This window comes from Prolixibacteraceae bacterium (assembly GCA_019856515.1).
GTDB classification, from domain to species: Bacteria; Bacteroidota; Bacteroidia; order Bacteroidales; family Prolixibacteraceae; genus Halosquirtibacter; species Halosquirtibacter xylanolyticus.
In genome coordinates this window covers 5,041,235-5,056,247 of sequence record CP082230.1, presented here as the reverse complement: position 1 = coordinate 5,056,247, position 15,013 = coordinate 5,041,235, and the positions used below count along the sequence as shown (strand labels likewise).

General features: G+C 34.6%; 12 protein-coding genes. 3 read left to right on the top strand and 9 right to left on the bottom strand.

Features of this window, described 5'->3' with window-relative positions; genetic code table 11:
• Positions 1–29 precede the first annotated feature (29 nt).
• From rfbA to K5X82_18580, 5 genes are all read right to left on the bottom strand, one after another.
• The gene (rfbA, locus tag K5X82_18600) at positions 30–914 is read right to left on the bottom strand and encodes a glucose-1-phosphate thymidylyltransferase RfbA (protein QZT37212.1); all 885 of its coding nucleotides are present in this window, start codon (positions 912–914) and stop codon (positions 30–32) included.
• 12 nt (positions 915–926) lie between these two features.
• Positions 927–1,982, bottom strand: a complete 1,056-nt coding sequence (gene rfbB, locus K5X82_18595) for a dTDP-glucose 4,6-dehydratase (protein QZT37211.1) — start codon at positions 1,980–1,982, stop codon at positions 927–929.
• A 339-nt stretch (positions 1,983–2,321) separates the two neighbouring features.
• Complete coding sequence (locus K5X82_18590; protein QZT37210.1) at positions 2,322–4,118, bottom strand: SusD/RagB family nutrient-binding outer membrane lipoprotein; 1,797 nt, start codon at positions 4,116–4,118, stop codon at positions 2,322–2,324.
• Between the two features lie 22 nt (positions 4,119–4,140).
• Complete coding sequence (locus tag K5X82_18585) at positions 4,141–5,772, bottom strand: hypothetical protein (protein QZT37209.1); 1,632 nt, start codon at positions 5,770–5,772, stop codon at positions 4,141–4,143.
• 114 nt (positions 5,773–5,886) lie between these two features.
• Entirely contained in the window at positions 5,887–7,539 is a 1,653-nt protein-coding gene (locus K5X82_18580; GenBank protein QZT37208.1) for a carboxypeptidase-like regulatory domain-containing protein, read from the bottom strand.
• A 220-nt stretch (positions 7,540–7,759) separates the two neighbouring features.
• On the opposite strand from K5X82_18580, the gene K5X82_18575 reads away from it, so the two are divergent.
• The gene (locus K5X82_18575) at positions 7,760–9,187 is read left to right on the top strand and encodes an IS66 family transposase (protein ID QZT37207.1); all 1,428 of its coding nucleotides are present in this window, start codon (positions 7,760–7,762) and stop codon (positions 9,185–9,187) included.
• Positions 9,188–9,799: 612 nt separating this feature from the next.
• Here K5X82_18575 and K5X82_18570 read toward each other — a convergent pair.
• Positions 9,800–10,987 (bottom strand): 6-bladed beta-propeller, encoded by a 1,188-nt coding sequence (locus K5X82_18570; GenBank protein QZT37206.1) that lies wholly within the window; start codon positions 10,985–10,987, stop codon positions 9,800–9,802.
• 500 nt (positions 10,988–11,487) lie between these two features.
• On the opposite strand from K5X82_18570, the gene K5X82_18565 reads away from it, so the two are divergent.
• Complete coding sequence (locus tag K5X82_18565) at positions 11,488–11,799, top strand: hypothetical protein (protein QZT37205.1); 312 nt, start codon at positions 11,488–11,490, stop codon at positions 11,797–11,799.
• Between the two features lie 35 nt (positions 11,800–11,834).
• On the opposite strand, the gene K5X82_18560 is transcribed toward K5X82_18565, so the two are convergent.
• Genes K5X82_18560 through K5X82_18550 form a run of 3 tightly spaced genes read right to left on the bottom strand, consistent with a single transcriptional unit; the run spans position 11,835 to position 14,022 of the window.
• On the bottom strand, positions 11,835–13,355 hold the full coding sequence (locus tag K5X82_18560; GenBank protein ID QZT37204.1) for an IS66 family transposase: 1,521 nt from the start codon (positions 13,353–13,355) through the stop codon (positions 11,835–11,837).
• A gap of 23 nt (positions 13,356–13,378) precedes the next feature.
• Positions 13,379–13,723: an IS66 family insertion sequence element accessory protein TnpB gene (gene tnpB, locus K5X82_18555; protein QZT37203.1), complete on the bottom strand. Its 345-nt coding sequence runs from the start codon at positions 13,721–13,723 to the stop codon at positions 13,379–13,381.
• On the bottom strand, positions 13,723–14,022 hold the full coding sequence (locus K5X82_18550) for a hypothetical protein (GenBank protein QZT37202.1): 300 nt from the start codon (positions 14,020–14,022) through the stop codon (positions 13,723–13,725). The genes tnpB and K5X82_18550 overlap by 1 nt, the downstream gene beginning before the upstream one ends.
• A 380-nt stretch (positions 14,023–14,402) precedes the next feature.
• Between K5X82_18550 and K5X82_18545 the strand changes: the two genes are divergently transcribed.
• Entirely contained in the window at positions 14,403–14,885 is a 483-nt protein-coding gene (locus K5X82_18545; GenBank protein QZT37201.1) for a helix-turn-helix domain-containing protein, read from the top strand.
• Positions 14,886–15,013 lie beyond the last annotated feature (128 nt).

The window sequence follows — 15,013 nt, the reverse complement described above, 5'->3', positions numbered from 1 at the left end:
ATACCAACTTTCTATAAATATATTGCATTTCAATATGTTCTATGCTCTATCAGTCGTTCTAGATATTTGCCATAGTCATTGTTTCGCATAGGATAAGCAAGTTCTAATAATTGGGCATCATCAATAAACCCCTTTCGCCATGCAATCTCTTCGATACAAGAAATTTTCTGCCCTTGTCGTGTTTCAATGGCTTGAACAAACTGTGTGGCATTGGCCATCGCATCATGCGTGCCAGTATCTAACCATGCAAACCCTCGCCCAAGAAGGTTGACTTTAAGGTTGCCTTCCTTTAAATAGTGTTGGTTAACAGAGGTAATCTCTAATTCCCCACGAGTAGAAGGTGTAATAGCTTTGGCGACTTCAATTACATCATTGGTATAAAAATAGAGGCCTACTACCGCATAATTAGATTTTGGATGTTGTGGTTTCTCTTCAATGGAGATCACATGCCCATCCTTATCAAATTCAGCAACACCATAACGTTCCGCATCATTGACATAATATCCATAAACGACTGATTTACGCTCTTTTTCCACAATCTCTTTAGCATCCAATACTGAACGATGCAATCCTGCACCATAAAAGATATTATCACCTAAAACCAAACAGACATCATCTGATCCAATAAACGACTCTCCAAGTATAAACGCTTGTGCCAAACCATCAGGACTTGGTTGAACGACATATTCAAAATGCATTCCTAACTGAGAGCCATCTCCTAATAACTCTCTATATAATGGAAGATCATCTGGAGTAGAAATGATCAAGATATCTCTTATCCCTGTCAACATTAATACAGACAGTGGATAATAGATCATAGGTTTATCATAAATAGGCAATAGCTGCTTAGATACTACTTTAGTTAATGGGAAGAGGCGTGTCCCTGATCCTCCTGCTAATATAATTCCTTTCATACTTTTTGAGGATTATCTGTCATTATACATTTTTTCATAATATTCTTGGTATGTACCACTAGTCACCTCTTCCATCCAAACATTATTATTCAAGTACCAATCAATGGTCCTAGATAGTCCCTCCTCAAATTGAAGTGATGGCTCCCAGCCTAATTCTCGCTGAAGTTTGGTTGCGTCAATCGCATAACGTAAATCATGACCAGCACGATCTGTGACATAGGTAACAAGTTTTTCAGAGTGTCCTTCTTCTCGATTTAGTTTTTGATCCATCAAACGACACATCAAACGGATTAAATCGATATTGGTCCACTCATTAAAACCTCCAATATTATATGTTTCACCATCTTTTCCTTCGTGAAATATAAGATCAATAGCACGAGCATGATCTACCACGTATAACCAATCTCGCACATTCTCTCCTTTACCGTAAACAGGTAGGGCTTTACCCTGCAAGATATTATGAATAAAAAGGGGGATCAATTTCTCAGGGAATTGATTTGGTCCATAATTATTTGAACAGTTACTTATGATAATTGGAAAACCATAAGTGTCATGATATGCCCGCACCAAGTGATCAGAACTCGCTTTGGAGGCAGAGTATGGGCTATGAGGCATATAAGGTGTAGTCTCCTCGAAATATCCTTCTGCTCCTAAAGAGCCATATACCTCATCGGTAGAAATATGATAGAACAATTTGCCTTCATATTGTCCATGCCATGTTCTTTTTGCTGCATTCAATAAATTAACGGTACCGATAATATTTGTATTTACAAAAGCGAGGGGGTCTTCAATAGAACGATCCACATGTGATTCTGCAGCCAAATGAATTACGCCATCAAAATCATATTCTTGAAACAAGTCATACAGTAAATCACTATCACGAATATCTCCTTTGATAAATTTATAGTTTGAGAACGATTCGATATCTTTTAAGTTAGACAAATTCCCAGCATAAGTTAATGCATCTAAATTGTATATGTTGTAATTTGGATACTTTTGAACCATTAAACGTACCAAATGAGAGCCTATAAACCCTGCTCCTCCAGTAATCAATATCTTTTTCTTCATTACTATTCTCATTTTTATCTACCAACTTATCTCGACATAAACAAGTGATACTTCATCGAGTCAGTGACCACCAATTTCATAACTTAGTGATATCACCAAAGGTATACAATAGAAGATATTGAACAAGTAGTTTGTTCGCATTTCATGTAATAATATTTAAAAAATAAAAACGAAGCCTACAAGTTTTTTGTAAAACCTCTACTCACAACTCTTTTTTATTATATTAAATAATGTATCATGCCTTGTGCTTATTCTCATCCACCAAAATAAAATTTTAAAAGGAGTGCTTATACATAAACACTCCCTTTACAATCACGTTTCATTGAAATCAATAAAAGATTAAAAAGTAGGCTTCTGGGAGAAAGGAATATCTTCTGTTCGATAATACCCTTCTGTTTTCTTCTCTTCTGACACCCAGAAAATAAGACTTGTAAAATCATCTTCCTTATTCACCTTCATATAGTTATCCGTATTAGAGGTAAATTCAGATGATGGATATTTTATACGATTTGGCATAGGAGTCATTACCTTACTGTCAAAAGTAAAAGGTTCTAGCTTTGGATGACAAGTTCTCCTCAAGTCGGTCCATAGTTGGTAAGGGCGAAGTAAGTTAATATGAATAAACTTCTGTTGCATAATCATCTCTATCTGATCGGCTTTATCACTCTTCGCTCGATAAGCCTTTGCCAACATCTCTGCATATTGTTGTATAACTCCAGATGAAGGTTTTGTTGGTCGCATCATATCCACCACTTCCTGATCATCAAATTTTTCAGGATAATTACTATATCCATTCATTGCATACCAAAAATCAGTCGAATGGATTACGGCATTCTTAAGGTGATCAGCTACGGTTATCCCAGTTATTTGGAACTTTAGTTCTGCTTCAGCCAACAATAGATCAACCTCAGCTAGCGTAAAAATATCTACAGGTAAATTATTATGCATAAAAGTCGAAAAATTCCACATTGATTTGGTGTTTCCAACGTAGCGTTTGTTCTTCTCATCCCAAGTATCATCCATACTAGAAGCCAAGTCATTGCCATAAGGATAATATTTATGGCCATCTTTGTACGCTTGATCTTGCTTATCTGCATTCATACTTACTCCTCTATAATCTTTAAAGCAAGTAGGCATCATCAAGACAGGAAGACGAGGATCATCAATATCAGCTTCGTACTTAGCGCTACCAAAATTCAATCTGTTAGCGATAAGATTCGGCACAAAGCTGACATAAGTTCTTTCATACATCCCTCGATGCCATGTACCTCCTCCAGGGAGTTCATCCGCAGGCTTTACATGAGGAAGATCCCAATAGTAATCTTCATTGGGAAGGTCTTTCACCACATCTTTCATAATATTCACCGAAAACTCTTGGTCAACTCCTGATAGATGAATTGCATAGCGTAATCGTAATGCATTGGTATACTTCTTCCACTTTGACACATCTCCAGAAAATATTAGATCTTGTTTTTGAAAAAGCTGCTTGGCAACTGCAGACATCCCTTTATACTCATCCTCAAGTCTAATATAACATGCCCCAAGGTCCTTCAATACCGTGGTATAAATTTCTTTCGGATCATCATACTTTGGGAAAAAGAGTCCTTTGTTGCCCTGAAATGCCTCAGAGTATGGGATAGAATTATAAAGATCCACACAACGTAGGGTGCACATATCCTTGATAATAGAAGAAAGAGTATAATATATCTTACTGTTAGCTCTCTCGTCTTCGCTTGCTTTCGACAAAAAGAATTGGATCTTCTCCCAACTTCTATTTTTGATATAGAGATCATTAAACCATGTAAATCCTTGGTCTGATAGATAATTTCCTGAATTCAAGTCTTCATAAGATTCATAGAATGAATAACGAGGGGTTATATAACGTCCAGACACTTGAATATAGGACATCACACCAAAACCACTCATCTGCCAATACCACTCTCCATAATCTTTAACAAATACCTTCCATTCACTACATTGAGAGGTAAATAAACCTGAAATTTTATTATTTAATTCAGGTTCGTATTGGTTCGGGTTATCAAATTCCTCTTCCAGCTCACTTTTACATCCAATATTAGCAAACAGCAACACAAGTATCAATATTGGACTTAATATTATCTTTATATATTGTTTCATGATTTTCTTTATTTAGATACAATTAAAAACTAACATTAATTCCAAATCCATATGATCTTGTAGAAGGATAAAATGAGTTCTCGACAAAAGAGTTTGATCCTAATGTTGACTCAGAGTCAATATTAGGAATTGACTTATAAATATAGAATAGATTACGCCCCATTGCACTGAGAGTTAACTTCTGAATTCCAATCGATTTGGACCATTTTGATGGGAAGGTGTAAGACACCGCCACTTCTCTCAACTTGATATAGTCATTCTTATAAAGGTTATCAGGAAAGAAGTCCGTACTCATATCATTAATATACTGCGAATAGTACTCCTGTGCAGAGAGAATCTTCTCATTATTCTCATAGGTAACGTTATTCCCATCTTTATTTTCAACTTTACCAGGAAGAATCACACCATCATGATACACTCTCCCTTTATAAGCAGTTTCGGGAGCAGCTTGATGATGCTTCCATTGTATACGCTCTTGACTACTATCATCAATATAATACGCTAAACCACCATGATCTTCATCACGATAATCCAAAGACTGTTCAGAGATACCATTTCCTAATAGATAATAGTTCGAATAAGAGAATAACTTTCCTCCAAGTCGATAGTCCAATCCGATATGAATATTAAACCCTTTCACAAAATAGTCCATCATAAATCCTCCTAACAACTTATCGGTAATATTCCCTTGAACAGTCATCTCTTTATCTCGATCTAAATAATAAAAACCATCTTTATTCACCAACTTATTTCCTGCATCATCTCTTTTAAAATCATACATATATATTTCACCATACGGACGACCTTCTGTGGCTCTAACGATTACACTGTTTCCAACGGTTCCAATAGGGTTTGAGGTAATTCCATTATATAGATCCTTTATCTTCGAACGTTGTATTGCTGCTGTAGCAGTAAGGTCTAGTCTCATATCTCTAGTCTTAATGACTGAACCACGAATATAAAGTTCTACTCCATAGTTAAGTTGCTCTCCCACATTAAACTTGATTTGTTTCAAGGCAGAACTCTGTGGAACATTAATTCTACTTATTTGATCATAAGTATTACTACGATAGTACGACAAATTCGTCTCTACTCGATTCTGAAACATCCTTGTATCTATGCCTAGTTCATACTCCCGTTTTCTTTCAGGCTTGATATAATCAGAAATAAGTGTAGTTGGGGAAGAGATTTTTATCGCTTCCGTATTTGGAACTAACGATGCACTATAGTTGTTGTTTAAGAAATAATAACCAGGTGCACCACGTCCAACATCAGCCCATGCCAAACGAACTTTTGCAAAATTTAGAATTGGAGAACTTTCATCACTTATAAAATTCCAGTTTACTGCAACCCCTGGATAGAAGTAACTGTTATTATATGAAGGAAGTGTAGAATTCCAATCCTTACGCCCTTGTAATTCTAAATAGACTTTGTCACGATAAGATAATGTAGCACTAGCCATCACACTATGCATCACACGACTACCATAAGAGTGAGAACGCACACGCCCTTTATTTCCGATTGTTGGCCATTCATTAATATTTTCAATAGACCAATAGTTTGGAAATTGTAAATCACCATAAGTAGACACTCCGATAGAGTTATAACTATTCTTTCGATAACCATAACCAATAAATGAAGATACATTGAACATAAGTACATCATTCTATTTAGTTTATGTTATTATATTTGCTTGATACTTATGTTTAAGTGATTAAAAATGAGTGATATATATGGTGTCACGTATCGTAAGATATCATAAATTACGTCATTGGAAGTACTTATCATCAAAGAAACTTCTATTATAGTTTAAGAATCCTTTTAAGTTTAATACTTGATCATTTCGTCGTTCAAAGGCATACTTTCCACCAATAATTTTAGGCTCTAAAACACGTGGCGGATCTTTTCTAGTAAAATCGGTATCCGTATAGTCCAGACCTGCTTGACCAATAAAAGAGATATGAGGAGTAAATCGAAGATTAACTCTGGCAGAACCAATATAGTGGAACTTATCATCAATATTACTATTCTCATTTTGATGCCACATGAAATCCATAAGATAGGTAGGCGAATAATTCTTTGTTGGCCAGTCATTGTCTTCAGCATTAAATTTTGAACCATCTTCATTCTTATACAATGAAGCAATCTCCTGCAATGGATAGTCTCTATTAATACCAAAAGCAACGATCTGTTGAATGTTTGGACTTCTATTCTGACTCTTTACACTATACAGGTTAGATGTAACTTCAAAGGTGGCAAAGGTGGATGCATTATATCTTCCCGAGAAACTAACAACATTCTTATCCTGTTTGTTATTGGTCATGATCCCTTTATAATCACTCTTTGTAAAAGAGAGACGCATACTTCCTTTCTCAGATGCACCGGAAATAGCAGCAGTCACATTATCATGGGATCCTGTATTGAACAGATCAATGAAGTTGTTTTCATATGCCTGATAAGGATAGGTCTTTCCATCAATAAAACGTATTGGAGAACCATCAAATTTTGGACCAAAATTATATCGATTCACAACACTCTCACGCGTCTCTGTTCCATCATCATTCTCAACCATATTGATGTCAAACTCATTCTCACCAGTACCATATTCATTTTGAAATTCAATATAACTTACAGGCTCATTCCAGAAATGTTGATAACTTACATTTACTCCTAACCCACGAGTTTTGCGTCCTTTTTTTGTTGTTATTAAAACAACACCATTAGCTCCCTCACTACCATAAAGTACTGAAGCTTTTGCTCCTTTTAGAATCTCCATCGATTCAATATCTTCAGGATTAATATCATTAATTCCTGATCCATAATCAAAAGAGTTTAAAGGGTCATAACCTCTTGTAGCCATTCCATTATCTTTGTCATAAATTGGGACTCCATCCACAACAAATAATGGGCGAGTATTGGCAGAGCTTTCTAAACCTGCTGCACCACGAATCTTTATATTTACAGAACCCATGGGGCCTGCAATACTAGATGCAACACCTACACCTGCAGCTTTTCCATACAAACCTTCGATTGGGTTTGTAGTAACTCCCGCAACAGTCAATTCTTTGCCATCCACTGTACTTATAGCATAACCTAATGATTTCTTATCTCGACGGAAACCCATAGCCGTAATAACGACTTCATCCGTCTCATTCAACTGAGATACTAAAGGAACCGTCAACCGCTTTCCTTTTCGGACTTCTATTTCTTTCTCATCATAACCAATAAAACGAACTCGAAGTAAAGCAGTACCTTCTGGCACCTTGATTGAAAAATTTCCATCCACATTTGACACTGTTCCTATCGTTTTATTCGGGATGTAAACAGAAGCTCCAGGAAGAGGTTCTGTAGTACTAGCATCTATAATGGTTCCTCTCACAACAAATGAGCCATTCTGACCAAACAGAACAGAACTACTCATCCAAGTAAAGAGAAACAGAACGTAAGGGAGTAGAAGAAGGAATCGTCTTCTACCATAGCAACTCTGTGGTAACTACTCAGGTTCTTCAGATAGGTTTTAACCGACAAAAACTTCAAACACGTTGATTTGGTGTACAATGTTGATAAATAACAATGTATTTGTTGATTACTTTTAGTTGTTATCTTTTCTATTTTGACCATAAGAATAGATCTTTGCAGGCATGAATAAAGTTGATCGTTTAGAAAAAGAAAACAAGGCATTAAAAGAGCAAGTACAATCTTTACTGGCAAAATTAGACATTGTTATGTCGGAGGTAAGAGCTTTGTCAGAAGAAAATGCGATGCTTCATGCTAAGATTAAGACTCTTGAAGATCAACTATCACGTAGCAAGAAAAATAGTGGTAATAGCAGTTTTCCTCCATCTAGAGATTTATCAACAGTAAAGAAGAACCAATCTCTTCGCAAGAAATCTAATAAAAAATCAGGAGGTCAACTTGGTCATAAAGGCATGACTTTATTTCAAGATGCCACACCGACCGATATCGAATCTCATCATCCTTTAGCTAAGTGTAGTTGTGGAAATAGACTGAATCCTGAGGATGCTAGGTTGCTATGCAAGCGTCAAGTTTTTGATATCCCCCCTGTTATTGAACCTATATGTATTGAGCATCGTCTTTATGAGAATAGATGCAGTTGTGGACAAATCCATAAAGGAGCTATGCCATCCAATGTTAATGCACCAGTTCAATATGGTCCCAACATACGTTCGCTAATTCTTAGTCTGCATATAGAGCACTATATCCCTTTAAATCGGATTAGTTCGCTAGTAGAAGAGCTGACTTCCTATAAAATAGGAGATGGAACTATTGACAATATTTTAAAACATGCAGAAAAGGTATTCACTCCCCTATATGAATCTCTACGTCAATCTATTGAAGATGCCAATATAGTTGGATCTGATGAAACAGGTTGTAAAATAGATGGCAGTAAAGGATGGATGTGGGTTTGGCAAAATTATGAACTAACTTTTATCACAGCACATAGATCTAGAGGGTATAAAGTTGTGGAAGAAAATTTCAAAGATGGATTTACTAATGCTACTTTAGTAAGTGACTGCTATGCTTCTCAACTAAAGACCCCTGCCAAACATTATCAACTATGTCTAGCTCATTTACAACGCGAATTAATCTACATAAAGCAACAGACCAATAATAGATGGGCACAAGATATATTAGATCTCTTTTCAGAAGCCATGAAATTAAAACGGGAAGCTGAAGAAAAAGATTTCCCACTAGATAAGGAAGCATCATTTAAGACCAAATTATTAGAACTTCTGAATATCGACATAAATGACGATCAGCTCGATGAAATCAGAACATTACGACAACGATTAATAAAGAAAATCGATAGTGTGTTTACTTTCTTAAATCATTATGAAGTACCGTTTGATAATAATGCTTCGGAAAGAGCAATGCGTAACATCAAGGTAAAACAGAATGTGTCTAAGGGATATCGCACAGAAGAAGGGGCGCAGAGGTATGCCATGTTGCGATCTATAACCGACACATTAAAGAAACAAGGAAAGAGTGTTCTGAACATGATCGCATATTGGCTATCATGCAATAATGTTAACTTAAGCTGGGAATAGATAATTTTGAAAGTTATCTTCTTGAAGCTCTATTTAAAATCTAATAGAGGCTAAACTATAATACTACCTGAGTAGTTACACTCTGTTTCATATTAAGATAGTTTTAGTTGTTAATAAAACTACCTTATATATGCATAAAAAACAATATAAACACTTATGCTTCAAAACACGTATAATCATAATATTCAACAAGATACAATAAGAAAATAGAATAAAACACGTCATTACATAGACTATTCTACATAATAAAATTGAAAATAATAGAGCTAGAAGATGATTATATTAATTGGCATATTATCTCAAAAACTAATGATGGGCTTTAAACTTATATCTTAAACTGGAATCTGTTCAGTAATATATTATTGAAGTATTGTAATAGGATTAATAGTTAAATATTTATGATTATCAAAATATCACAAACAATACTTTCTCAACACATATATTAGGGATATGAATTAGATAAATCGGTGAGAGTAATCAAGCAAATAAAAACACTGCTATAAAAACAATAGGTCTTATAGCAGTGGAGGAAATAATATCTCGGCCATCTATTATCATGACGACGAATACATAAAGTAATGAATGAAATTCTATTTCAATAAGAAGAAAATATTATTGAGCAATAACCAATACTGGATTAGAATCCATCTTTAGGTCCTTGGCAATCTTATTCAGAGTCTCCCCGCTATTCTTTTCTCTATAAGTGATAATATCTCGAGCTTTAGAAGTCATAATTAACTTATTATCGGTATAAAAAGAAGGCCAAAAAGGCATACCTCCATCTACATCATTGATAAGCTTTTCTGTATGTATTAGTTGATGTGTCCTTTTACTAAAAATAAAGTTTTCTTTGGTCAAGTGAGGTGGCATAACACCAAATTGCGTAATAAAAAACAAATTATTCGGATCTTCCACTGGCCTACGTATAATAATATGATCTTTAAACTCTTCACCCTTTTCAGGAGAAATATAAAGATCATTATATTCCACTTTATTCTGATAATCAAACAAAACATATGGAACTTTCATGAATTTATCCATCACTTTATACATTTTGTTTTTGTAATTCCCCATATAATAAACACTTCCATTTAATGAATGTTTATCAATGGTACCCAATATATTATTATGATTCAATAATCGATTATTATCTTGAATCGAATCTAAGATATTTCCATTATGATCTGTTAATAATATTTCATTTGTCGTAAATCTACTGGTTCGATTAGACAAGTCCATCGTAAAAAACATCAGTCTACCATCCGACAAGAAATCAACTTTGTCAACTTGTTCATTTATAAGAATCGTACGTTTATAGCTTCCGTTTAAAGCATTCATGATCAACACTCTTGCTGGATAAGATCTAATATCACAAATCAATATTTCATTATTTCTTTGATCTAATGTAAAACGAATTGACTTACCATGTTCTTCAGGTCCCTTCCCTATTTTACTTATTTCTCTAATAAACTGACCTTGTTTATCAAACATATAGACGTGTCTACCATCTGAGACATAGATATACCTTTTGGTCATCTCCAATTTAAGAATATTTCGCAATAGACACTCTGGATGTGTTTCAAGAGGGATGTAATTAATTTGACTACAGTAATCCGATAATTTCACCGTTTCTTTTTCAGAGGATAATGATTCAGATACATTAATCACATATTCAAACTCATGTTCACTTTTCATTTTCTTATTACATGAAGTGATCAGTAAGAACAGAAGCCCAATGAGTAGAATAGAATTTAGAATACGTGCTCCATAGATAAACCCTCTATTTTCTTTTGAAATCATAAGTACAATTTTTACATATGTTAGATTAAATCATAAACAGCTACACCAAATATGATGAAACAGGTCTTGTTCATAAAGCAGTCAGTTGATTTTGAGAACAAATATCTGTCGAAACTGCTAAATCTCATCACAAATGACCACTTTGTTCAATAATGCAAGAGAGTATTCCGAAGAATAGTGATTTTATTTCAAATATTTGAATATGACAGCGATATGAACTCTTATAAATATACTTTTACAATTAATCAAACACAAATTTATTTTCACCTATTTTAACATTAAACACTTCACACATACAATAAAGAGACATTCCATTATGGATATCATCTTATTTATTCTAAAACAGTTTTTTTAAACTATTTTACGAGCATCATCCTCACCTCATAAACAAACTCGAAGAGATTACTGTTAAACAAGTGTGTATACAAATTGATTTATTGCTTCAGAATTATGTTTGTATCTTTACCAGACAGTATTGATTGTAACATATAAAAACATTGATGATACATTTTCTTGAAATTAACATCTTCGGATCCCTCATTTTACTTGCTTTTTTATTCTTAGCCAATCCGTTGAAGCTAAATACTAAAGCCAATAGGTGGCTTGGTATATTTCTATTACTATGGGCTTCTCACTGGATAGAAGAGATCATCACTTTATCATCAGGTGTGCCGTTTGAATTATCACCCACTTCATTAGTTAAAGTGATTCAACTACTAGGTCCTGTTGCCTTTTTTCTTTGCATTAAATATTTTACCAATCCAAACTACAAAATACCAAGATATAGTATCGCTTATCAGGTTGTTCCGTAAGCGTTCGGCTATACCCGTATTGTGTAGTGTGATTTTTATTGTACTATTTTCTTCTTCCATTGTTCAGGAAGAAGATCATCATATTGAGAAGGCTTTGTATCTATTATCCGATTAAGAACATCAGTGAACCAAGCATGTGGATCTACTTCTGCCACTTTGCACATAGCAGATAGAGTATAAAACAGTGCAGATCTTTGTGCTCCATCTTCAGATCCTGCAAACAGATAGTTTTTTCGTCCAATAGCTACAGGTCTAATCTTATTCTCTACAAAATTATTGTCAATAATGTAACTACCATGCTCCACATATCTACTTAAACTATTCCATAGATTCCATGTGTAATGAACAGCTTTTCCAATAAGACTTTGGGGTAACACTTGAGATGCCTGCGTTTCTAGCCATTTACCTATATCGGTCAATATAGGCACAGCTTTTTCTTGACGAAGTTGAAATATCTCTTCGTGTGACAGGTTATTCTCGACACATTCTCGTTCTATTTGGTAAAGTTTTTGGATTCTTATTAATGCATATTCGGACCGTTCTTTATCGTTTTTTTGTGCATCGAAGAACTTCCGTCGTGCATGGGCCATACATGCTAGCCTTATAATCGGCTTATCTCTTGACAGCTTATTGTAGCCTTGATATCCATCCGTCTGTAACACCCCCTTGAAGTCTTTTAGTATCGCGTCAGGGACATCTGAGTTTCTTGATTTGTTGTAGTCAAACAGACAACATTTTAGGTGTGGAGCATAATAGACCCAGAAGTATCCTAAATGCGTAGCCCCTGGTTTTTTATCGGTAAGCACTTTAATGGTTGTTTCATCCGCTTGAATATAATCGGATGAGACAACCTTATGCTTTACATGCTCATATAATGGAGTTAATAGCTCTGCTGCTTTACTCATCCATCCATTAATGGTGGATTTAGGGAATTCAATTCCCGATCTTTTAAATATTCCTTGGGCTCGATATAGAGGAATATGGTCAAAATATTTTCCTACAATAAATTGACTTATCAAAGAGGTTCCAGCCATACACCTTGGAATAATATCCGAAGGAAGTTCTGCAACAATTACCCCCGACTCCTTAGGTAAGCTATACTTTGGTCGTACGATTCTACGCACGTATAATTTTCCTGGTTCAAATTCAATTCTCTCCGACACCTCTTCTCCTATACGTATCGCCCCATCAGGGATCTCATCAGGTTCAATAACTTCCTCTTGACGTGGAAGATGTTTTGGGATATGCTTTCTTTTGGCACGTTTCTTTTTCTTCACCTCTACAACCACTTCCTCTTCTACTACAGGATCAGAGTTGTCGGAACTATTTTCTTCTATAGGAAGATCTAACTCTAATTGATTTGGATCAATAAAAGGCTCTGTAGTCATTCCGAAGATACGTCTATTAAGATAAGCAATATGAGCCTTCAGTTCCTCAATCTCTTGTTTGAGACTTACATTTTCAGAGTCAATAGATGCATAGGCTTTCGTGACCTGTTGGAGTTTTTTCAACAGGTCATTTATACTTAAGTTATCTATGTTATCGCTCTGATTCATAGTATAAATATACACATTTTTATCTACATAACATAACGTTTTTGCATCTTATATTGTTTAATTACAACCCCTTCTACCATAAGAACAAGATCAGTCCATTCGATACTCTTGTCCATATCACTATCAATTGTTGGAATCTTAAAAGTACCCTGTTCAAGTCTTTTAATAAAAAGGACAAAACCACCTTTTTCCCATCTCAATAGTTTCATCATATTGCGACTCTTGTTGATGAAAATAAAGACATCACCAGAAACTACATTTTGTTTCATTTTATTCAGAACCAATCCTGACAATCCGTTAAAACTCTTTCTCATATCTGTAGGTTCTGAATAGAGACGAAAACGATCATTAGATGATAATGTAAACATTAGCTTTGCAATTGAATTAAAGATTGGATAGTTGAGATGGCGGCACTAGTCGAAGGAATATTAATGGTCACCCCATTAGGGTAAGTGATGACAATATCCGTATCTATTCGTGGATCTGGATTGTCTATCGATACAAAGAAACCTTTATCTACATGGCTATCCAATTCCTTCTTCTGTTTCGATTTCCAATAATTAAATACAGACATCTTTACTGCATGTTGTTTGCAAAAATCAGCAATAGTAATACCACTTTCCTCTTGCTGAAACACCAACTGAAACATTCTTTCCTTCTTAGTCATTTCTTATTGTTTTGATTCGAAATCAAAAATATAGACTATAAAATCAGGTTACAAGATGGTCTTAACCGAACGTTTACGTTGTTCCTATTACTTTCTTGTCGCTTCTACTTCTTCAAGAGAAGAGTACTCTAGATCTTTATCCATTGATTATTGCGTTCATTCTTGTTCATGCTTCATTTTTTATATTCTTGTCTTATATAACACTCTACAAACACAAGAGACAGATTAAGCGATTTGCTTCTAATACTGCTGGCATAAATTTGAGTTGGTTAGATTACATTATTAAAACCTTACTCTTTATCAATATAATTTTCGTCGTTTTTAATACGATATACTTTTCGGATCCCCTCAACATCATTATGAACCTGATCACATTGATAATGATCTATTTTATTGCATATAATACATTAAAACAGAAAGAAATTTATCCAATTAACGAAATAGAACGACGCGAAACGTTAATGGTAACTCAAACGGAAGAGGAGCAGACCAAACGTAAAATTATCTCTGATGAACGACTCTTTGAACTGAAATCAAGTTTAAACCGCTTGATGGAAAATGAGGAACCATATCTTGATACTGAACTTAATCTCATTAATCTTGCCAAACAGATGAATATCTCATCTAATCAATTATCCTATGTTATCAATACTGGATTTGATGAGAATTTCTATAGTTATATCAATAGGTTTCGTGTCAAAAAAGCAAAGAAATTACTACGAAACAACAGCTCCTTAAACCTCTCTATTATAGGAATTGCATATGAATCAGGATTTAGTTCAAAAACAACATTTAACACCATATTCAAAAAAAATACAGGATTAACTCCTTCTGAATTCAAGAAAAAAGGTTCGGATCTATAGCAGCGAACAAAAACACAACACAAGTAACTAAATAACTGTAGATTACACAAGAGGTTCTACTCTTCATTTGCGAACAATTACAGCACTTTGACACATTACTTTTGTCACAAAATAAAACTTTTCAAAGT